This is a genomic window from Collinsella sp. An271 (assembly GCF_002159695.1).
GTDB lineage: Bacteria > Actinomycetota > Coriobacteriia > Coriobacteriales > Coriobacteriaceae > Collinsella > Collinsella ihumii.
In genome coordinates this window covers 1-20,074 of the sequence record NZ_NFJE01000017.1, presented here as the reverse complement: position 1 = coordinate 20,074, position 20,074 = coordinate 1, and the positions used below count along the sequence as shown (strand labels likewise).

Here is a 20,074-nt window from a genome sequence, read left to right as displayed (position 1 = left end):
CACCAGATGGGGACATATGAGCGCTTCGTGAAGCGACCGCAAGATTTTTGCTGTGCGCTGCTCGCCGTCATTTTCCTCTCGCCCGTCATGGCGGTGACCGCCATACTAGTGAGGCTCAAGCTTGGACGTCCGGTATTGTTTTCACAATATCGGCCAGGCAGGGATGGAAAACTGTTCAAACTTTACAAATTCCGATCCATGACGGATGGACGCGATGAGAATGGTGAGCTTCTGCCTGACGAAATACGACTAACTGCTTTTGGTAGGAAGCTCCGTTCGACGAGTCTTGACGAGCTTCCAGAGCTTTTCAATATTCTTAAGGGCGACATGGCAGTCGTTGGGCCACGTCCGCTGCTCGTTCGGTATCTCCCGCTTTATAGTGAGCGCCAGGCGCGTCGCCACGAGGTGCGTCCCGGTCTTACAGGGCTGGCACAAGTTCACGGGCGTAATGCTATCACGTGGGAGGAGAAATTCGATTGGGATGTGCACTACGTCGACGATGTGACGTTCGCCGGTGATTGGCGCATCATTTCCGATACGGTCCGCGCAGTGCTTAGGCGTGAAGGAATCAGCTCTAAGAATTCGGAAACGATGGAGGAGTTTCGAGGGAACGCACAGACTTCTGCCTCGGCGGAGGCGGCCTTTGATGAATAAGCTTGTAATCATCGGGGCAAGCGGGCACGGCAAGGTCGTTGCCGATATCGCACGTCTGAACGGTTATGAGGACATTGTCTTTCTCGATGACGCGCTCGACCTCACGATGGTTTCAGGATATTGGGTTGCTGGCCCAGTTTCGTCTTTTCCGAAGTTTGCCGATTGTGATTTTGTAATCGCAATCGGCGATGCAGAAGTCCGTCGTCGCATTCAGTCGCAGCTCCAGAGCGTCGGTATTTCCATCATTACTTTGGTTCACCCCTCTGCTGTTGTGGCTGGGAACGTTCGAATTGGCGCTGGTTCCGTTGTGATGGCGGGGTCGGTCATAAACCCTTTCGCTTCTATCGGGGAGGGCTGTATCGTCAACACGGGAGCGACAATCGATCATGATTGTAAGGTCGGCGATTACGTTCACGTTTCTGTGGGTGCCCACCTCGCCGGGGCAGTGACGGTTGGCAATGGCACATGGATTGGTATCGGCGCGGTTGTGAGTAACAATCTTTCGATATGTCCAAGCTGCATAATCGGTGCAGGGGCCGTTGTAGTTAAGGATGTTGTTGCAGCGGGGACCTATGTTGGCGTGCCCGCAGAAAAGTTATTCATTCAAATCGATAATAAGGAATCAAATGGAGCCTAGTTTGCCGAGAAACGGCAAAGTTCTTTTTTCCGCAACTATCGTTCGTCACATCGTGCAGTTTCATATTCCATATCTTAAGTGGTTTAAGCAGCAAGGCTGGGAGACGTGGGTCGCTGCTAATGATGACGGCTCCGGTGATACGACGGTCATTCCGTATTGCGACCATTTTGTGAACGTCGATTTTTCGCGTAGCCCGTACTCTATGCAGACTATTGCTGCCTACCGTCAGCTCCGGGATTTGTTCGAGCGCACACGGTTTGACATCGTGCACACGCACACGCCCGTGGGCGGCGTGCTTACGCGTCTCGCCGCGCGTAACGCGCGAAAGACGAGGACCCGAGTAATCTACACCGCCCACGGGTTCCATTTTTACAAGGGGTCGCCGCTCGCCAACTGGCTGCTGTGGTACCCGGTGGAGCGGTTCATGTCGAGATTTACCGATGTGCTGATTACCATAAATGAGGAGGACTTCGAGTGCGCTGAACGATTCGCCCATTGCAGGGTCGAGTACGTCCCAGGAGTAGGCGTTGACCTTTCGAAGTTTGCTGCGACCAAGCGCTGCGATGCGAAGCGCGAGGAGATCGGGCTCGTCCCCGGCGACTTTGCCATGCTTTCGGTGGGTGACCTCATCCCTCGGAAGAATCAAGCTGCCATCGTGCGAGCGTTGCCGCTGTTGCCCAGCGGTGTCAAGCTGGCCATCTGCGGCGAGGGGCCGGGTCGAGAGAGACTGCTCTCTCTCGCGTCTGACTTGGGAGTATCTGATCGTGTTTCGCTCCTTGGCTTTCGGGACGATATTGCCGATATTATGGCAGCGTGCGACTGTCTAGTGTTTCCATCAGTACATGAGGGGCTGCCCGTCTCAGTGATGGAAGCAATGGCCTCCGGGCTTCCAGTCGTGGCAAGCTCTATCAGAGGTATTGACCCCGATTTGCTCTCCGACCAGGAGAGTGGACTCATACTCCCTGAGGCGACGCCGAAGGCCATCGCCTCGGCGGTGACGAAGCTCATGTGCGATCCGGGCCTGCGTGCTTGCCTTGTCGAAGGCGCTTTCACGTCTGTACGTCGCTTTGGGATTGAGAGGACCCTTGCCGCAACTATCAAAATATACGCAGGGATATTCGATGCAGACCTGCACTGAACTTGGGCTTGACCGAATTAATACGCTGTGCACGTGGTCGGGATCTCAACGGGAGCAAGCGCATGGGCTCTCGTCGAGAAATGATAGGGCCCCCGCGAGGGTTGTTCCCAATTTTGGCTGTGGAAAGAGCCGGATCATGGGGCCTCGTCGAGAAGCGGCAGGGCTTCCAGCGATCGCGACGTCCATCATTGAGGGCGACGGCCTGCTGATCGATGAGCTCGGGGTGCAGACGGGGCAGCTCGGTGTTGCGGTCGAGTCTTACTCCAATTCGCGTTACAGGTAATATTCTAACTAAGAGAACTGCGATGAGTGAACTAAATAAAAAACATAAAGATATAGAATTATCATATTCTATCATTCTGCTGTTTTTATCTGAATCTGCGTTCAGAGTTGTCTCACAGCTAATACAAAATAATATTATCAGCACAATATATATATTGTCAGTGTTATTAATATTTATAATAATCATAATGAAACTAATAAAGTATGATATTCGCTATTTCTGTGTCATTGAGTGTGTCTTTTTATTTTTATGTGCAACCAGCTTTGTACGTGGACACTCTGATGTGCCGACTTTATTGGATACTACGGTCACCGCATTGTTTACCTGCATTCCAGCCGTAGCTGCCTTCATAGCGATAGATGATAAGCAGATTCTCTTATCACGGTTAAGAAAGGTTTGCCCATTCTGGGCATTGGCACTATCGTGCGCAATCGTATTGCTCCACAATGAGAACTCATATTCTGATGGATCGGCAATGGTTCTTTCGTACAGCGCGATGCTTCCTGTGCTGTTTCTTGTCCAAGAATTACTGAATGGATTCAAAGTTCTCACTCTTTGCTCATTAATAGCAACTTTGGTGGTACTAATTGCCTTTGGATCCCGGGGGCCATTGCTCGCAGTTGTATTTTTATTGCTGGTGGAGAGTGTAAAGAAGATCCGTAGGGGCAATGCTCGTGCTGCCATTGTAATGCTCGCTAGTATTATATCTGTGCTTATTATTCTTGGAAATATCGACACGATACTGATCCCAGTCTTAGATTATCTTAAGTATAATAACATATATTATAGTAGAAATCTATATTATATTGTAAATGGAATTAGTTTTGATTTGTCTAGTCGAGGGGATATTTGGGGAGAAGCGTTGGATCTCTTTTCGCAGAGTCCGCTATATGGTTGGGGTATTAATTCTGCGGAAAAGCTTATCTCTGTTAACCCGCATAATACAGTTCTTGAACTTGCAGTTTCATGCGGAGTTCTCGGATTAATACCATACATACTAGTATCAGTATCAGGAATTATTCTCTCGCTCACATCAAAGGATTTTAATAACCCATTACGACTGCTGTTAGAGATTTTCGCATCATACTCGTTGCCGTTTTTGCTTATCCGTAGCTACCTTTTCACGACAACCGGGATATATCTCTTCCTTGCAGCATCAACGATGTGTATGCGGGAGAAAGAAACCCAGAAAGTAGAAACATGTCGGTAAAAAACAACCTCCGCGGTAAATATTTATATTGGAACAAATTGATCGAGGAGCCACTTAGCGGCGTTGACAGGAAAGTGCGCGACTGGATCGACGGTCTGAATGGCTTCGGTGAGTGCAGCCTTGAACTGGTGGAGAGGCACGTCGATTTCATTCACAAGGTAATTGAGAGCCTGCCCTTTACCGGTGACGGGCATTCTTGGCCGAACCCAGAATCCCTTGCTGACCTAGATTATATCTACATCAGACGGCCAAGATTTATCAGTAAAGATCTTCGAAAGTTTCTGCATGCTGCGAAGAAAGAAAACCCCCGGCTTAAATCAGTGCTGGAACTGCCCACCTACCCTTACGACAAAGAGATGCTCGAACCCATGCTTTTCCCTGCATATCTAAAGGATCGCTTTAATAGATCTAGATTGCAGGGGGATCTCGACCTGATCGTTACCATGGCGGATGTGACCGAGGTGTTCGGGGTCAAGGCCGTGACCGTTCCAAACGGAATCAATGTTTCCAGACTCAAAGCGAGGAGTCCTTCGTACGAAGGGCAGCAGGCGACCATAAAAATCGTCTGCGTCGCCGCGTTTGCGCGCTGGCATGGAATCGATCGATTCATCTGCGGAATGAGAGACTACTACTCAGCTTCTGCCAGCCCGAGGAACATACACCTATGGTTGCTTGGTGATGGGCCAGAACTTGGCAATCTTAAAGATCTTGTCAAGTGCAGCGGGCTCGACGGCAGGGTCTCCTTTCTTGGGATGTGCGATAGGCGGGAGATGGATCTGGCGTTTGATGGCGCCACCCTTGCGATTGAAAGCCTCGGGTGCCATAGGAGAGGGCCAAGAGCAGTATCGTCGTCCCTGAAGAGCAGGGAATACCTTGCAAAGGGCATCCCCTTCATCTATTCGTCTCCGATTGATGTAATCGAGGGGACAGATTTCGACTATGCGCTGAAGCTTCCGGAAGACGATTCTCCAATTAACATCGCCGAAGTGCTCAGCTTCTATGATTCGATATATATGCGCGAAAGCGAGGAGAGAGTAATTACTAGGATTCGCCGTTTCGCTCTCGAGAATGTTGATATCAGCGTGGTACTGAAGCCGCTCGTTGACGAGCTGCGCTAGAAAAGACATCGAAAGGCTAATGAGATGAATATTGCAGTGGCTGGCCTTGGCTACGTGGGGCTCTCCGTGGCCGTGCTCCTGTCCCAACACAACAGGGTGACCGCGTACGATGTCGCCTCCGGCAAGGTGGAGATGATCTCTCGCGGCGAGTCGCCGATCAGGGACCAGGAAATCGAAGAGTACCTGCTCCGGGACGACCTGATGCTCGAGGCAACCTCAGACGAGCGCAGGGCTTACAGGAACGCGCGCTTCGCCGTTATCGCCACACCGACGAACTACGACCCAGACAGGGGCTCCTTCGATACGTCTGCCGTCGAGGAGGCGGTCGGTTCGGTCCTCTCCTACAGCCCGGACGCCACGGTGGTGGTCAAGTCCACCGTGCCGGTCGGCTATACCGACAGGCTGTGCGGGATGTTCCCCGGGGCGTGCATCCTGTTTTCGCCGGAGTTCCTGCGAGAGGGGCATGCCCTCTACGACAACCTGCACCCCTCGCGCGTGGTCGTGGGCGTTCCCTCTTCGGCTTCCGACCCCATCCGGTCCCGAAGGGATGCGGGGGCGTTCGCGCGGCTCCTCACGGGAGGCGCGCTCGACCCGGGCGTCGAGACCATCGTCATGGAGGCGCGGGAGGCCGAGGCGGTAAAGCTTTTCGCCAACACCTACCTTGCGACGCGCGTCTCCTTCTTCAACGAGCTCGACACCTTTGCGGAGGAGCGGGGGATGGACGCCTCCGACCTCATCCGGGGCGTGTGCGCCGACCCGAGGGTCGGCGACTTCTACAACAATCCGAGCTTCGGCTACGGAGGCTACTGCCTGCCGAAGGACACCAGGCAGCTCCTTGCGGACTTTGCTGGTGTCGAGCAGCGAGTCGTCTCCGCGACGGTGGAGGCGAACGCCGTGCGCAAGCGGCACGTCGCCGAGGCGGCGATGGCCGCGGCCCGGGAGCGGGCTGGGGGGCGCGGGCGCCCGACCGTCGGCGTCTACCGCCTCGTCATGAAGGCCGGCTCCGACAACTTCCGCGCGGCGGCGGTGATCGACGTTATGGCCGAGCTCGAGCGCATGGGGGCGGAGGTCGCCGTCTGGGAGCCGACGCTTGGGCCGGAGGGCTTCGGGGGCTACCGCGTGCTCTCGTCTCTCGAGGAACTCGCCGCCTGCGACGTCGTGCTCGCCAACAGGGTCACGCCGGAGCTCAGACCCATGCGGGACCGCGTTTACACCAGGGACATCTACGGGAAGGACTGATCGCAATGGAGTTCATAGACCTGAAGGCGCAGCACCGCGCCTACGAGGGGGAGTTCGACGCCGCCATCGCGCGCGTGGTCGACTCTGCGGCGTTCATCGGCGGGGAGGAGGTCTCGGCGTTCGAGACGGACCTTGCGTCCTACGTGGGCAGGCGTTTTTGCGCGGGATGCGGCAACGGCACGGACGCTCTGCAGCTCGCCTACATGGCTCTCGGGGTGGGGGAGGGGGATGCCGTCTTCTGCCCCGCAATGACCTTCGTCGCCTCGGTGGAGCCGGCGGTCATGCTCGGGGCCGAGCCCGTCTTCTGCGACATCGACCCGACCTCCTACAACATCGACCCGGCGTCGCTCGAGGAGGAGATCCTGCGCGTGGAGCGTGAGGGCAGGCTCCGGCCCGCAGCGGTGGTCGCCGTTGATTTCCTCGGGAATCCGGCGGACTATGCCGCCATCGGGCGCATCTGCGACGAGCACGGCCTCGCCCTCATCGAGGATCTCGCCCAGGGCATGGGGGGATCCGCGGGCGGCAGGAGGCTCGGCTCGTTCGGCGATATCGCCTGCACGTCCTTCTTCCCGTCGAAGCCTCTCGGCTGCTACGGCGACGGCGGGGCGGTTTTCACGGACAGCGAGCGAATCGACGGACTCGTCCGCTCGATCCGCGTCCACGGCAAGGGCGTCACGAAGTACGACAACGTCCGGGTCGGCGTGAACTCGAGGCTGGACGCGATCCAGGCCGCCGTGCTTAGCGTGAAGCTCGCCCACCTGGATGACGAGGTCTCCGCCCGCCAGCGGGTCGCGGAGCGGTACCGCAGGCTTCTCGCCGGGAGCGGGGTCACCCTTCCCGCGGTCGAGGAGGGGAACGTCTCGCCGTACGCCCAGTTCATCCTCCTGGCCCAGGATTCCGCGCAGCGCGATGCGGTCATCTCGGCCATGGCCTCGTCGGCCGTCCCCTCGCTCGTCTATTATCCGAAGCCCCTCCACAGGATGAGGGCCTTCGAGAGGTTCGGCTGTGCGGACTGGTCATTCCCGGTTGCCGAGTCCTATGCGGAGAGGAACTTCGGGCTGCCGTTCTCGGCCTTCCTCACGGAGCCCGATCAGGACTCCGTCGTCGCCGCCGTTCTGTCGGGGCTCGATAGTTGGGAGAAACGATGAAGTACGCGCTCATCGGCTGCGGCCGCATATCCACGAACCACATAGCGGCCGCAGTCCGGAACGGGTTCGAGATCGTCGCCGTGTGCGACGTCGTCCCGGGGAAGATGGACGCCGCCCTGGCCAAGCACGGCCTCGAGGGCGACCCCTCCATCGCCCGCTACGCCGACTACCGCGAGATGCTCGCCGAGCATCCGGAGATCGAGCTGGCCTCGGTCGCCACGGAGTCCGGCAAGCACGCGGCCATCGCCCTCGACCTCATCGACGCCGGCGTGAACGCGATCGTCGAGAAGCCGATGGCCATGTCGATGGCCGACGCCGACGAGATCGTGCGGCGATCGGCGGAGCGCGGAGTGGTGGTCTCGGCCTGCCACCAGAACCGCTTCAACCCCGCCGTGCGGCGGACCCGCGAGGCGCTCGAGCAGGGTCGCTTCGGCAGGCTAAGCCACGGCTCCATCCACGTGCGCTGGAACCGGGGCCGCGGCTACTACGACCAGGCGCCCTGGCGGGGCACCTGGGCCGAGGACGGCGGCTGCCTCATGAACCAGTGCATCCACGGCATCGACCTGCTGCGCTGGATGATGGGGGGCGACCTGGCGCGCGTCCACGGCGTCACGCGCCAGCGGCTTCACGGCTACCTGGAGGCCGAGGACGTGGGGGTCGCCGTGCTCGAGTTCGCCTCGGGCGCGGTCGCCACCGTCGAGGGCACCGTCAACGTCTACCCGAAAAACCTCGAGGAGACGCTCTATCTCTTCGGCGAGACCGGCACGGTCAAGATCGGCGGCACGTCCACCAACGACATCGACGTGTGGGACTTCGCCGACGAGCGCCCGGGTGACGAGGGCGCCCGCGGGCTCCGCGAGGCGACCTCCAACGTCTACGGCAACGGGCACGCCGCGCTGTTCGCCGACGTTGCGGCGGCGATCCGGGAGGGGCGCGAGCCCTACGTGCCCGCACGCGCCGGGCGCGATGCCCTCGAGACGGTGCTTGCCATATACAGGAGCCAGAGGACGGGCCTTCCCGTTGACCTGCCCCTGGAGGGCTTCGGCACGCTTGACATGGAAGGGGAGTTCTAGATGGACGCCGGCAGCTGCTCCCTGGGGGAGACCCTTCTGCTTGCCCGGGACGAGCTCCTGGCGGGTATGGCGTCTCTCCCCCAGGCGCACCGCATCTTCCTCGCCTCGCATTACCCGGACGCCCACGTCAGGCGCGAGGCGCTGAGGTCGATAGGGGTCGTGTTCGCCGACGACTCCTCGTTCGTGAACGAGGGTTTTCATCTGACGCCGAACAAGCCCTCGGACGTGCATGTCCGGATCGGAAGAAACGTTTCGATAGCTCCGAACGTCACCTGCATATGCGACAGCTGCGCGAACAACGGGGTTGAGATCAACGGATACCGCTACGTCGCTGAGCGGCTCACGAGGAGGGCGGACATTATCATCTCCGACGAGGCTTGGGTCGGAACCGGTGCGGTTCTGCTTTCCGGCGTGACGGTGGGCAGGTGCGCCGTCGTCGGGGCGGGCTGCGTCCTCACGCGGGACGCGGACGACTACGGGATATACGCGGGCGTCCCCGGGAAGAAGGTCGGGGACGTTCGCCAGTGGGGAGAGGTTGCCGATGGCAGATGAGATGGTGAGGCTCCCGGGAGGGGGCCTCGCGCACGAGACCGCGCGCGTCGACGCCGGAGCCGTCGTGGGCGAGGGCACGAGGGTGTGGCACTTCAGCCACGTCCAGACGAGGGCGTGTATAGGCGCGGGCTGCAATATAGGGCAGAACGTCTTCGTCGGTTCGGATGTCGCGATCGGGGACGGCTGCAAGGTCCAGAACAACGTCTCGGTGTACACGGGGGTGACCGTCGAGGACGGCTGCTTCCTCGGGCCGTCATGCGTGTTCACGAACGACCTCACGCCCCGCGCGGACTTCCCGAAGGGGCCCGCGGGTTGGAGGCGGACCGTCGTCCGACGCGGCGCGAGCATAGGCGCCAACGCCACCGTGGTCTGCGGCCACGAAGTCGGAGAGCGCGCGTTCGTGGCCGCTGGCGCGGTCGTAGCCTCCGACGTGCCGGCTCACGCGCTCGTGGCGGGCGTCCCGGCAAGGCGGATCGGCTGGGTGTGCGATTGCGGTGCCGTCCTTGCGGAGCGGGGGGGGGGTGCTCTCCTGCCCGTCGTGCGGGAGGGGCTACCTTCTCGGCCCGAAGGGGCTGGTGAGCGCCGATGACGCCGGAGAAGAGGGAGCGACGTGAGGCGTACGAGGGCTTCTGCGCGTCGACGTACGTGCCGATCTACTCCCAGCCGTGGTGGATGGACGCCGTGTGCGGCCCGGCGAGCTGGGACGTGTGGCTCCACGGATCCGGCGGCGCCGTGGACGCCGCGATGCCCTACTACCTGGAGGGGCGCGAGCACGGCCTCTACATCACCAAGGCGCCGCTCACGCAGAACAACGGGATCGTCTTCAGGCACCCGAAGGGAGCCGGGCCCATCGCCCGCGCAAAGTTCGAGGAGAGGGTGATACGCGACGCGATGGCGTTCGTGGACGCCCTCGGGCTCGCGGTCTACGAGCAGCAGTTCCAGACCTCCTTCACCAACTGGCTGCCGTTCAGCTGGCTGGGGTGCGAGGCGCTCACCAGGTACACCTACGTGATCCGCGACACCTCGGACCTCGACGCGGTCTGGGCGGGCGTTTCCTCCAAGCAGAGGGCCGTCGTGAGGAAGGGCGCGCGCTCGGTCACCTCGATCGAGGAGGTCGGGGAGGACGAGTTCTACGACCTCCACGAGGGGGTTTTCACGAGGCAGGGGCTGAGGTGCCCGTTCTCGCGCGAGCTGTGGTCCCGTCTGTACGGGGCGGTCTCGTCTCGGGGAGCGGGGAAGGCGCTCTGCGCACTCGGCCCGGAGGGCGAGCCGGCGAGCGTCGTCTTCGTCGTGTGGGACGGAAGGCGCGCCTACCACCTGCTCGGGGGAGGCCTGCCGGGCTCGAGGAGCCGGGACACGTACGCCGCGCTCATATGGCACGCCATCGGCCTTGCCCACGAGCGGGGCCTCGCCTACGACTTCGAGGGCTCGATGATCGAGCGCATCTCGAGGTCCTTCAGGGAGTTCGGCGGGGTGCCGGAGCCCTACTTCAGGATAAGGAAGGTCTACTGCGCCGATGTCGTCCGAATGGAGGCGGAGGCGAGGATAGAGGGGATGGCCCTGCAGCATGGAGTTCAGGGACCTGGGCGCCCAGTACCGCGCCCTTAGGGACGCTATCGATTCGGCGGTCTCGCGCGTGCTCGCGTCGGGCCGCTACATAGGCGGGGAGGAGGTCTCGGCGCTCGAGTCCAAGCTCGCGGGATACGTCGGCTCAAAGCACTGCATCGCGTGCGCGAACGGCGCCGACGCCCTTCGGCTCGCCCTCATGGCCTGGGGCGCGCGGAACCGCCTGAGCGAGTGGGGCATCCCGACCAGCGTCTACTGTCTGCGCCTCATGCACGAGCGGCCCGCCTTTGTCGGGCCGCTCGCTCACGCTGCCGCGCCCGGTTACCGAGCTCCCGTGCCGCCCTGTGCTGAGCCTGCCAATGGGGCCGCGTCTCACACTCGAGGAGCCAAATACGTGAGGGATGCGCTGAGGCGAGCGGTTCTATGAGAGTTTCTTTGGACGGTTTGACGAAGCAGGTAGGGCGCCTCAGGGGAAAGGGGGCGTTTGCCGTTCTCGCCGGCTCCTTTCTCACTAAGATTGCAGCGTTTCTCGGTTCGATCGTGCTCGTCAGGGTCATGTCGAGGGGCGACTACGGCATCCTCAGCTACATGGAGAACATCTATACGTATGTGTACCTATTCGCCGGGTTCGGGCTGAGCTACTCCGTCCTCCGCTATGCGGTGCTGAGCGATACGGCCGAGGGGAAGGCGGGGGTCGTCTCCTTCGTGTTGCGCAAGGGCACCGCGATCAACGTCGCCCTTGCGCTCGTTGCCGCCGCCGCGAGCGCGCTCTGGCCCCATTCCGAGGAGTTCGCGGTGGCGCGCGTGCTTCTTCCGGCGATGATGCTGGCGCTTCCGTTCCAGTCCGCCTACGACACGTTCTCCTATTCTCTGCGTGCGCTGTTCCGCAACGTCGCGTATGCGGTCGCGGCAGTCGTCGCGATCGCGCTCGTGTGGTCCGGCAAGGTGATCGGGTCCTCAGTCGCCGGCCTCGCCGGGGCGTCGCTCGCCGGTCTTGTGAGTTACGCGGTCATGGCGCTGGGGTGCGGCCTGTATTTCAGGCGCGCCGTGTTTCCCGGGGTCCGGCATGCGCCGGTAACGCGCTCGGACGGGAGGCGCTACCTCTCCTACGGCGCCCAGTTCATGGTCACGAACGGCATGTGGGCGATGTTCCTGCAGAACGACCTGCTGCTCATCAGCCTTCTCACCGGGGACCCGGGTGCGGTTGCGGACTACCGGGTCGCATACGCGGTGCCGTCGGCGATCTCGATCATCAGCAGTTCGATCGGGACGTTCGTTGCCCCGTATTTCATCAAGCACGAGAGTGATAGGGACTGGGTCTGGGGGAGCTATCGGAGGCTTCTCACTGCTGTCTGCCTGAGCATTGGAGCCATCTGTGGCGGCATCGCCCTGATGGGCAGGCCTTTCGTTTCCTTCTTCTACGGTGACGAGTACCTCGGCGTGGTGCCGCTTATGGGGCTCCTGCTGGTTTCATCTTTCCTCACGAACGGCGTGCGCTACACGACTGCGAACCTGCTGTCGGCCACGGGGAAGGTGAGGTCGAACATGGTCATCGCTTTCTGCGGAATCGCTGCACAGCTCGTTCTCGATTTTTTGTTGATACCGCGCCTCGGAGCGTACGGGGCTGCTGTCACGTCGATCATCGTGTACGGGGGGATGGCTGCGGCTGTCGTGGCGGTATTCGTGCATGAGTACCGTTGCTAGGCGCCGTCCGCAAGGAGCCGTCGCTCACATTTTCCTTGTCGGTACGCATGCTCGCACCCCGATCCCGACGCCGGGAGTACTAAGCGTGGAGGAAATTGCGGCCCCCGCACTGTCTCCGCTGACTCCCCGATGGGCCTGATCGCGGGGGGGATGGGCCACACGGGAAGCTCTGGTGCTTGGGACGTATCGGCGAAGCTCCCGAAAAGCTGGGGGGATGACCTATGGAATCCGGGAAATCGCACGGCCATTTGGAAAGAGGCTCGTACCGGTAGCCAGCGAGGATTCCCTCAACGTGTCGCTTGGGGGAGGGGCCGGCTCTTCGGCGGAAGCGCCCGCGCAACCCGGAGACCCCGCCGTCGAGCCGGGCCGGCCGGCCACATGATGCCGGCGCTATGCGGCGTCGCGGTCGGTGTAGAGCCTCTCGGGCGCCATGTCCGCCCCGTTCTGCCAAGAGGCGGTGCCGGGGAGAAGTATTCCGGGTTCTCCGGGTCCTTGAAGACGCACTTGCCGAGATGGGGCTTCATGTCGAAAATCCCCGCTTCCCGTCCTGGAAGCGCAGCGCCAGTCTGTAGTCGTCGAGCGCGTGGGCCTCGGTGACGGTGAGGGGAGCGGCAGGTTGCGATTATCTACCATGGTAGACCTCCTGGCGCAGTGGGTCGATCTTGAAGGTTTCGCCCTCGGTTCCCGCGAGCGCGGCTATCGCCTGCGCCCGGAGGGCGCTTCGGGGCTGTTCCCCGCAGATGGCGGGCTTCGCCTTGGGTGCGCCCTGTATCTGATTTATACCACGGCTCCCGTCGAACGGACATGGGAGCATTCGTCCCTTGAAAACCGAGAAGAGGGAGATTGACCATGAGGATCGCCGTCGCTGGGGTGGGCTACGCGGGCCCGTCCGTCGCTCTGCTGCCGAACAGTTGGAGCGATGAGCTAACCAACGTTGCCGACAGGGTTTACATCTGCGACCTGTTCCGCAGGGATTGATAGAAGGTTTCTAGCGGCCCCAGCAAGATTGCGGTGATACCAATTTCAAAGTAATGGGATTATTACCATGAAACAACAAGACAATAGTTCAGATGCCTCCCAAGACACCATGCAGTTTATTGCATTGGCGGAAAAGAGTCGGGAACAGGCTGCTGCGGCTAGCGCCCCCAAGGACGCTCCGTCTGCGAATCCTGGGGCTATTCCTGGCCAAGAGGCACCGAATGCGGGCGCTTCGAGCAACCGGACTCAAAACACTGGAGGTGCTCTCCGCAACAAGGCCGCAGCAGATCAGCCGTTTTCTGCTCCGAATTACCTCCAAACTGAGTATCACGATTTCAACATCCCCTACGGACGCGTACCTGAGCACACTGAGGACGGCTTGATCCGCCATTGTCATCGGCGCGGAGAGCATCAACCGAGGAAGGTTGCCATCCGCGTTGTAGTCACGCTCATCGTTCTCTTGGTGATCGCGGTTGGCGCGGGCGGCTTCGCGCTCTTTCGTTCGGCGATGTCGGTGAAAGACCGCGCGTCGACGGCCGTCTCCCTCGTGACCTCCGTAAGGGATAAGGTGACCTCAGGTGAGTTCTCGACACTGCCGCAAGATGCCGCTGAGCTCAGCGCTCTGTGCGAGGATCTCGATGCCGAGGTTTCGGGCCCGCTATGGCAGGTCGCAACATTCGTTCCCGTCGTCGGCGGAGATGTTTCGGCGGCCCGCGAGCTCGTCTCGACGCTTGCCGACGTCTCCTCGGAGGCCCTCGTTCCTATGGCGGAGCAACTGTCCCAAGCGACTCCGGGCAAGCTGTTCGCAGATGGCGCCGTCAACGTTTCGGCGGTCTGCGCGGTGGTCGATTCGCTTGCCGCAAGCGTCGACGTCCTGAACCAGGCGAACTCACGCGTTCAGAACATCGGCGACACGACCATCTCGCAGGTAACCGAGCTGGTCGATACCGCCAAAGCCGGCTTCTCTATGCTTGACGGAGCGGCTTCTTTTTCCGAGCAGCTGGCTCCGGTTCTGCCCGCAATACTGGGTGTCGAGGGGACGCGAAGCTACCTGATCGTTGCCCAGAACAACGTGGAACTTCGTGCAAACGGCGGACTCGGAAGCCACCAGGGTCTCATCACCGTGGAGAACGGCGTCCTGACCATGGGGGAGTTCACCAGTACGGTCACGATTACCGAGTATCAGAAGCTGCCAGTCACCGACGAGGAGCAAAATCTTTTCAATAAGATCATGGGTCATATGGGAATGTACGGCGCCGAGGCCCTACTCACCCCAGACTACCCCCGCGCCGCGTCACTGATCACGCAGATGTGGCAGATCAGATACGGCGAGCACGTTGACGGCGTAATCGCGGTCGATCCGGTCTTCCTCCAGTACCTCCTCGCAGCTGTAGGGACGAGCGTCTCGCTGCCCGACGGCTCCGTGGTCGACGGCTCCAACGCGGCGACCGTGCTCATGCACGACGTGTACTGGGGCTACCCGCAGGAGGAGTCGGACGCGATCTTCTCCGCTGTGGCGGGCGACGCGTTCGACGCGGTGCTATCGGGAATCGGGAACGCGGACATGGTGGCGCTCGTCTCGGCGTTCCAGCGCGGGTGCGAAGAGGGCCGCTTCAATGTATGGATGGAGGATCCTGCCGAGGAGGACGCCATCGAGGCTATGGGGATGGACGCCGCGATTCCCGATGCCGATGACCTCACGTCCGCTCCGCAGGCGGGCGTGTACCTCAACAACATGGGCTTCTCCAAGATGGACTGGTATCTGGACTTCGATGTCCAGATGGGCAATCCCGTGACCAAATCCGATGGAAGCCGGGAGTACGCCGTGACGGTCAACCTCAAGAACACCCTTACTGCCGAGGAGGAGCAGCGCCTGCCCGATTACGTAGGTGTCCACCTCATCAAGGAGGACGGCTCTATTAAGTTCTGCGGCCTCGAGCGCTACATCGTGTACCTCTACGCCCCGGCCGGCGGCAGCATCTCCGACGTCCAGGTGACCGGCGATGGCGGGATGCGCATGAACGACGGCACGCACGACGGCCTGGAAGTGAAGTACGGCATGATCGACCTCTACGACCAGGAAAGCTGCACGGTGACCTACACCATCACGGTGCCCGCCGGCGTCTCCGGGGATCTGACCATGCGCACGACTCCCACCTGCCAAGAGGTCCGCGAGGCGGGGGAGTAAAATCGATTGCGTGGAGAGCCGGGGCTGTGTTTGGGTTTTGCGCGCAGACCGAAAGGCGATCTGGCCGGCTTGCCACTTAGCATCGATGCCCGTCCGTGCGTATGTCGGGCGTCATGAGTCCGTTGCCAAAGAATCAGGATTATGTTGCGATTGATGGCGCTATCGAATCGTTGCGCGAGCGCAAGTGGAGTGAAGGTGAGAAGCGACTTCGGTGCTCGCGGTGTATGCTCCAGCAATTTGTTTCAAAGGGGTTAACATGAAAAAGAAGGCAAAACAGTATTATAAGGTAAGGAATAAACGCCCCAATGAGCTTACAGTTGTATTTATTAATGAGGTTGTGGGAGTAAAACGCTCAAATAGGCTGATAGGCTTGAAGAGGCGCTCCTGCTTTCTGCAATGCAACGGTAAGAGAGTTGCCTTGACGGGTGAACAGGGGGTGCAGTTTCTTGCTGCAATTCACAAGACCAAGCAGCCCGATTGTGCTCTCAAGTTGATGCTTAAAAGCATGCCCAAATCAGGTTTCCTTTTTCAAGGTGATATTCCTTCGCTCGCCATTCGATTCGACGGAGTTAAGACTAACCGTCGAGGAGGGAAATCAATAGTCTTTTTTAGATTTAAGCTGCTGTCGCAATCTGAGGAGAACGGAGAGAAAAATGGAGAACTCGAAGACCCCGGATCGCTTGGCACTCACAGAACCTGTCGCTACGCAGAAGCGGAAGACCTTTGATGGGAAAAGAGAAAAGCAACATATGGATACCGCTTCGCATGATGAATCGTATGAGACTATCCTCGATGATCTTTCTGATTACCTAAAGTTGGTTACTGACAAGAGCTTCGCCGGAGAGGTGGCGAGGAGACAATCCATGTTGGATACCTCTAATAGGCTCTTGACGTGCGATTCCATCATTTCGGTTGCGTTGGTTTCCATCCTTCCAACAATGTTGAGCCAGTTTTCGGATGGGAGGGAGACGTCCGCTCTGGCGGTCCTCATACTCTCATTCACTGCGCTTGCTTTTATGGTTGCGAGTTTGGGGGTGGGGGTAATCGCACAGTACCGGTTTTCATATCGGACTCTAAATAGGCCGAGCGAGCTAGAGAAGGACATTAGGGCGAGCCGGTCTAAGCTCAAAACGAAGTATCAGATTGCATGGCAGTACTGCAATACACTCGATAATGTTCAATCTTCTCTCATTGAGCTGAACGACAAGCTTGGCAGGTTGAATAAGCTGACTCTCGTACTGTTGGGCATTGCCTTAGGAATAGTGATGCTTACCTTCATCATTTTTCTCGTTTTATTGCTTGTATAGATTACTGCTGGTTACGATGAGCTTTGCTGTACGATACTTCTGAGGATGTTGATTCTGAATAGATATGATTGTGCGTTCATTTGATGACCATTTTGTAATATCGAGCCACTGATAGGTTGAGATTTCACAGCAATCTATCTGACGCATAGAGGTCACGGCTTCTTCAGACGGTATTAAGCAGGAGTCTCGTTAACATCATATGTTGACGAAGGGGTTTTGGCGATATCGACTTGTTGCTCCAGATACCGAATAACTGATCACTTAATTTGAAGTCCTAGAAGGTGGACAGTCGCTGGCGCGCTTCGCTAAATGTAACTACAGAATAAACACCTTTTATTTATAATAAGGTTGAAAGGATAACAAGATAGATTTAGGACTTGGGAAATGGCTGCTCGAAATGAGAATGAAGACCAGTACGATGAGGGCGATAAGGCTTACGAGGGCACATTTTTAACGCGCAATCAGCTGCGGAAAATTCGAGTGTTTATTAGCTCGAAATGTGGAGATCGGGGACGCTTTGATTCTATGCGCAGGGAGTTAGCTTCTCTTGTTGACTCTGTGCCAGCGTTTCAAGCCTATCTTTGGGAGCGGAGCGGGGCGTCTACTGAGCAAGCAGGGGCTAGATATATTGCGGAGCTCGATGATTGCGATGTCGTTGTTTTCATCATTGATAATAAAGACGGCGTTACGCAAGGCGTTCAAAAGGAGATTGAGCGAGCGCGCCAGACCAATAAACGGAGCTTCTATTATTTCTGTTCAGAGCTCAGCGATACCGAAACTCCGCTGCAGCGTCAATTAATTGGTGCCGGGGGCCCGACATACAAAGTTGTCCAAAAAATGGAAGATATTCCGCGCCAAGCAGTAGATGATCTTACGGAAGATGTGTTCACGCGATATAGAGAATGGTGCAATCACTCGATTGTTTCGTTAGACGAGCAGCAAGATGCTCTTGCCCACCAATTACGAATCGTTGACAGTCTACAGTTGCCAAAAGAGTCAATCGCGAGCTTTCCCAAATTGTCTTCAGTGATACAGAGCTTTCTGTTTGGAAAGCCTGCGGAGGATGTGCAGGCTTCAGGTGAATATGATTACGAAGTCGCTAGGCTCGCAACCCTGCTGTATGTCGAGGTTGATGCAAAATCGTTCGATCCAAATGGCCTGATCGAGGCGATTAATTCATTATTGCCTGATGAATATATATCGGTGATTAGAAAAAGATGGAGAGGGGTCCTTTTCAGTTTTGATGGCGATCGGTACTCCGCTCTCCATCATCTTGAGACAGCTTATGAGATGGCGGTAAAAAGCCATCTCGAGCCCTGGTTTATCGATGACATTCTTATAGACTTAAGAAACCTTCAATCTGGGATTGATGGACTAGCTGTTCGGAACAACAAGTATCAAAAGCTGCTTTCGTCTTCCGATCATGATGTTTCCTATCCGTTGCTTGACCGGGCCCTATATCAAGCGATGGAAAGTATAGAAAAGAATCGATATACGGCAAAGACAAAGTCATATGGCACTGTTGAATACGGAAGCAATATTAAGGGTCTGCTCGAACCTGTCTGTAAGGCGTTTGCAATCGCAGCTGCTTTCGGATCGCTGACTTATATTGCATTGACGGCTCACCGTCTGAAGAACCTGGTGTTCTATCTTTGCTCAAAATACAAAGATGCGAGACTTAATACCACCCTGTTGCAGCTGTCTATTATTACTGGCGGTCAGGGAGATGGAGAAAAAACCGCACAGGCGTTTAATGACTTGTCTTTCGATGATGATTCTCGTGCTGCGCAGAACGTCTTTACGTTTTGCGCTCAATATAGATGTCTAAATGATAGAAGTTGGACTTTGTTTGAAGCCTTCGGATTGGTTGGCTGCTATATGGATGATATTGGATTCATTCGTGCGGAGGCAAAGTTTATCGAGCAGTCTGAAAAATGCCTGGCTGAAATCGATCCGTGGGAGACAGCACCAGCTGCCATTTTTGGCGCGATGCGCAACAACGTTCGCAGATTGAACGAAGTATGGATGATCGACTATACAATCCGTTCGGTCGGCGTCGACCAATTCCATTGGAGCAGGCAGGCTCTGCGGTTTATACCGAATTTGATTTCCAGCCGCCCCGCACTTGATGATGCTCAACTAGACAAAATACTTGAAGCTGTAAAAACTTTGATAGGGAAAACGGGCGATGCTGTTGTCAAAAATGAGGCCTGCGATTCATTGGTGGCGTTAGGAGGGATTCTGCCGGTCCGATGGCATGCCAAGCTCCAGGCCCTTGCTGATGTTTTGCCCGAGAATCTAAAAAGCAAGTTCACGAAATTGTCGCCATGGAGTGTGGCTGAAGGCGATCGTATATCGATTGTGAATGATGCCATCAAGGCTATTGAGCATAAGAATAGGACGCAAGGGGTTAGAGGCCAATACTCTTTCGGAGATAATATCCATGCTAGGGCATTTGCTCTGCTGCGCGAAGCCGGCGAAGCCCCCCAGTCTCTTCGACAAGAACTTGCTGCTGCATGTTTGGGTACCTTGCAATGCCAGAACTTTGATTTTTCTGGAAAGATTCAAGCATGTGAAACATTGTGTAATATGCTAAATTCTTATGACAAAGTATTCAAGTCGGTCGTCTCGGCAAGGGAACTGTTATCTGATAAGGCTGCCTTGATGCAAGGATTCTCGTTACGGGATGATGATTCGAGCTTGCTGGACGTTTGGATTGATGTGACAGCGTTGCTTGCCGGTTGCACTGCGGTCGAGGATTTGTATATCTCTTTGGCACGTTGCCACCAGAAAAGCGAATATGTTCGGGCTAAGACTGGAGATGCGTTGAAACACTTGTGTGCTCGTGGAGCCCTTAAGGTTCCCGACAGCTTGCAAGGCTACTTGTTTTCATATGCTTGTTATCTATCGCAAGCCGATCATTTTCAGCTTAACATTAGAGGGCTTGAGATTCTTAGCGAATTTCTATCTAGGGCTGAGTTCAGGGGGCCTGCAGCAAAACTCTTATTCGACCTTTATTCGGGCCAGAGTCCTCGGGGGAAAAAGACGATTATAGATACAATCCCAGTAATAAAACAATTTGATGCTGATTTGGCAGAAGAGATGCGCAACAAAGTTTTACGTGATAGTACCTATAATGCCGTAGCGCACCTACGCGACCTCGAGCAGGAGGGGTGTTCCTATAGCTTTGTCAAGCTTCGATCTGAATAAATCTCCCGGCCCGTCGGCGCATGCCGAATCGGCGCCGGGGCGTCCCGGCGCGGTCTCGCGGCCCGGTTG

The 20,074-nt window shown here is 57.5% G+C and carries 17 protein-coding genes; all 17 read left to right on the top strand.

Features of this window, described 5'->3' with window-relative positions:
• Nucleotides 1–6 precede the first annotated feature (6 nt).
• The 17 genes from B5F74_RS11325 (at nucleotide 7) to B5F74_RS11245 (ending at nucleotide 20,005) form a co-directional block, all read left to right on the top strand.
• A complete protein-coding gene (locus B5F74_RS11325) occupies nucleotides 7–654 on the top strand; it encodes a sugar transferase (protein WP_204212588.1) in 648 nt (215 codons plus the stop codon).
• A complete protein-coding gene (locus B5F74_RS11320; RefSeq protein ID WP_087202575.1) occupies nucleotides 647–1,291 on the top strand; it encodes an acetyltransferase in 645 nt (214 codons plus the stop codon). The genes B5F74_RS11325 and B5F74_RS11320 overlap by 8 nt, the downstream gene beginning before the upstream one ends.
• Nucleotides 1,281–2,429 carry a glycosyltransferase family 4 protein gene (locus B5F74_RS11315; protein WP_158095780.1) on the top strand — a complete coding sequence of 383 codons (1,149 nt, stop codon included), beginning with the start codon at nucleotides 1,281–1,283 and terminating at the stop codon, nucleotides 2,427–2,429. Before B5F74_RS11320 ends, B5F74_RS11315 begins: the two co-directional genes overlap by 11 nt.
• A gap of 305 nt (nucleotides 2,430–2,734) precedes the next feature.
• On the top strand, nucleotides 2,735–3,922 hold the full coding sequence (locus tag B5F74_RS11310; protein WP_158095779.1) for an O-antigen ligase family protein: 1,188 nt from the start codon (nucleotides 2,735–2,737) through the stop codon (nucleotides 3,920–3,922).
• Nucleotides 3,913–5,040 carry a hypothetical protein gene (locus B5F74_RS11305; protein ID WP_087202569.1) on the top strand — a complete coding sequence of 376 codons (1,128 nt, stop codon included), beginning with the start codon at nucleotides 3,913–3,915 and terminating at the stop codon, nucleotides 5,038–5,040. The genes B5F74_RS11310 and B5F74_RS11305 overlap by 10 nt, the downstream gene beginning before the upstream one ends.
• Nucleotides 5,041–5,064: 24 nt before the next feature.
• Nucleotides 5,065–6,279, top strand: a complete 1,215-nt coding sequence (locus B5F74_RS11300; protein ID WP_087202567.1) for a nucleotide sugar dehydrogenase — start codon at nucleotides 5,065–5,067, stop codon at nucleotides 6,277–6,279.
• A 5-nt stretch (nucleotides 6,280–6,284) separates the two neighbouring features.
• Nucleotides 6,285–7,427: a DegT/DnrJ/EryC1/StrS family aminotransferase gene (locus B5F74_RS11295; RefSeq protein WP_087202565.1), complete on the top strand. Its 1,143-nt coding sequence runs from the start codon at nucleotides 6,285–6,287 to the stop codon at nucleotides 7,425–7,427.
• The gene (locus B5F74_RS11290; RefSeq protein WP_087202563.1) at nucleotides 7,424–8,500 is read left to right on the top strand and encodes a Gfo/Idh/MocA family oxidoreductase; all 1,077 of its coding nucleotides are present in this window, start codon (nucleotides 7,424–7,426) and stop codon (nucleotides 8,498–8,500) included. The genes B5F74_RS11295 and B5F74_RS11290 overlap by 4 nt, the downstream gene beginning before the upstream one ends.
• Nucleotides 8,501–9,052 (top strand): acyltransferase, encoded by a 552-nt coding sequence (locus B5F74_RS11285; protein WP_087202561.1) that lies wholly within the window; start codon nucleotides 8,501–8,503, stop codon nucleotides 9,050–9,052.
• Entirely contained in the window at nucleotides 9,042–9,641 is a 600-nt protein-coding gene (locus B5F74_RS11280; RefSeq protein WP_204212586.1) for an acyltransferase, read from the top strand. Before B5F74_RS11285 ends, B5F74_RS11280 begins: the two co-directional genes overlap by 11 nt.
• Nucleotides 9,642–9,697: 56 nt before the next feature.
• Entirely contained in the window at nucleotides 9,698–10,660 is a 963-nt protein-coding gene (locus B5F74_RS11275; protein WP_158095778.1) for a GNAT family N-acetyltransferase, read from the top strand.
• Complete coding sequence (locus B5F74_RS11270; RefSeq protein WP_087202557.1) at nucleotides 10,620–11,045, top strand: DegT/DnrJ/EryC1/StrS family aminotransferase; 426 nt, start codon at nucleotides 10,620–10,622, stop codon at nucleotides 11,043–11,045. The genes B5F74_RS11275 and B5F74_RS11270 overlap by 41 nt, the downstream gene beginning before the upstream one ends.
• Complete coding sequence (locus B5F74_RS11265) at nucleotides 11,042–12,322, top strand: oligosaccharide flippase family protein (RefSeq protein WP_087202555.1); 1,281 nt, start codon at nucleotides 11,042–11,044, stop codon at nucleotides 12,320–12,322. Before B5F74_RS11270 ends, B5F74_RS11265 begins: the two co-directional genes overlap by 4 nt.
• 1,492 nt (nucleotides 12,323–13,814) lie before the next feature.
• A complete protein-coding gene (locus tag B5F74_RS11255) occupies nucleotides 13,815–15,488 on the top strand; it encodes a DUF4012 domain-containing protein (RefSeq protein ID WP_158095777.1) in 1,674 nt (557 codons plus the stop codon).
• 256 nt (nucleotides 15,489–15,744) lie between these two features.
• Nucleotides 15,745–16,215: a hypothetical protein gene (locus B5F74_RS12290; RefSeq protein ID WP_143753881.1), complete on the top strand. Its 471-nt coding sequence runs from the start codon at nucleotides 15,745–15,747 to the stop codon at nucleotides 16,213–16,215.
• Nucleotides 16,142–16,795, top strand: a complete 654-nt coding sequence (locus B5F74_RS11250) for a hypothetical protein (RefSeq protein WP_087202549.1) — start codon at nucleotides 16,142–16,144, stop codon at nucleotides 16,793–16,795. Before B5F74_RS12290 ends, B5F74_RS11250 begins: the two co-directional genes overlap by 74 nt.
• 384 nt (nucleotides 16,796–17,179) lie before the next feature.
• Nucleotides 17,180–20,005 carry a DUF4062 domain-containing protein gene (locus tag B5F74_RS11245; RefSeq protein WP_087202548.1) on the top strand — a complete coding sequence of 942 codons (2,826 nt, stop codon included), beginning with the start codon at nucleotides 17,180–17,182 and terminating at the stop codon, nucleotides 20,003–20,005.
• Nucleotides 20,006–20,074: the final 69 nt, after the last annotated feature.

Bases quoted from the DNA above. Each gene is read 5' to 3' on its own strand.
- B5F74_RS11280 (WP_204212586.1), top strand. From the start codon at position 9,042: ATGGCAGATGAGATGGTGAGGCTCCCGGGAGGGGGCCTCGCGCACGAG.
- B5F74_RS11315 (WP_158095780.1), top strand. From the start codon at position 1,281: ATGGAGCCTAGTTTGCCGAGAAACGGCAAAGTTCTTTTTTCCGCAACT.
- B5F74_RS11270 (WP_087202557.1), top strand. From the start codon at position 10,620: ATGGAGTTCAGGGACCTGGGCGCCCAGTACCGCGCCCTTAGGGACGCT.
- B5F74_RS11265 (WP_087202555.1), top strand. From the start codon at position 11,042: ATGAGAGTTTCTTTGGACGGTTTGACGAAGCAGGTAGGGCGCCTCAGG.
- B5F74_RS11300 (WP_087202567.1), top strand. From the start codon at position 5,065: ATGAATATTGCAGTGGCTGGCCTTGGCTACGTGGGGCTCTCCGTGGCC.
- B5F74_RS11320 (WP_087202575.1), top strand. From the start codon at position 647: ATGAATAAGCTTGTAATCATCGGGGCAAGCGGGCACGGCAAGGTCGTT.
- B5F74_RS12290 (WP_143753881.1), top strand. From the start codon at position 15,745: ATGAAAAAGAAGGCAAAACAGTATTATAAGGTAAGGAATAAACGCCCC.
- B5F74_RS11310 (WP_158095779.1), top strand. From the start codon at position 2,735: ATGAGTGAACTAAATAAAAAACATAAAGATATAGAATTATCATATTCT.
- B5F74_RS11290 (WP_087202563.1), top strand. From the start codon at position 7,424: ATGAAGTACGCGCTCATCGGCTGCGGCCGCATATCCACGAACCACATA.
- B5F74_RS11295 (WP_087202565.1), top strand. From the start codon at position 6,285: ATGGAGTTCATAGACCTGAAGGCGCAGCACCGCGCCTACGAGGGGGAG.
- B5F74_RS11285 (WP_087202561.1), top strand. From the start codon at position 8,501: ATGGACGCCGGCAGCTGCTCCCTGGGGGAGACCCTTCTGCTTGCCCGG.
- B5F74_RS11245 (WP_087202548.1), top strand. From the start codon at position 17,180: ATGGCTGCTCGAAATGAGAATGAAGACCAGTACGATGAGGGCGATAAG.
- B5F74_RS11325 (WP_204212588.1), top strand. From the start codon at position 7: ATGGGGACATATGAGCGCTTCGTGAAGCGACCGCAAGATTTTTGCTGT.
- B5F74_RS11305 (WP_087202569.1), top strand. From the start codon at position 3,913: ATGTCGGTAAAAAACAACCTCCGCGGTAAATATTTATATTGGAACAAA.
- B5F74_RS11250 (WP_087202549.1), top strand. From the start codon at position 16,142: ATGGAGAACTCGAAGACCCCGGATCGCTTGGCACTCACAGAACCTGTC.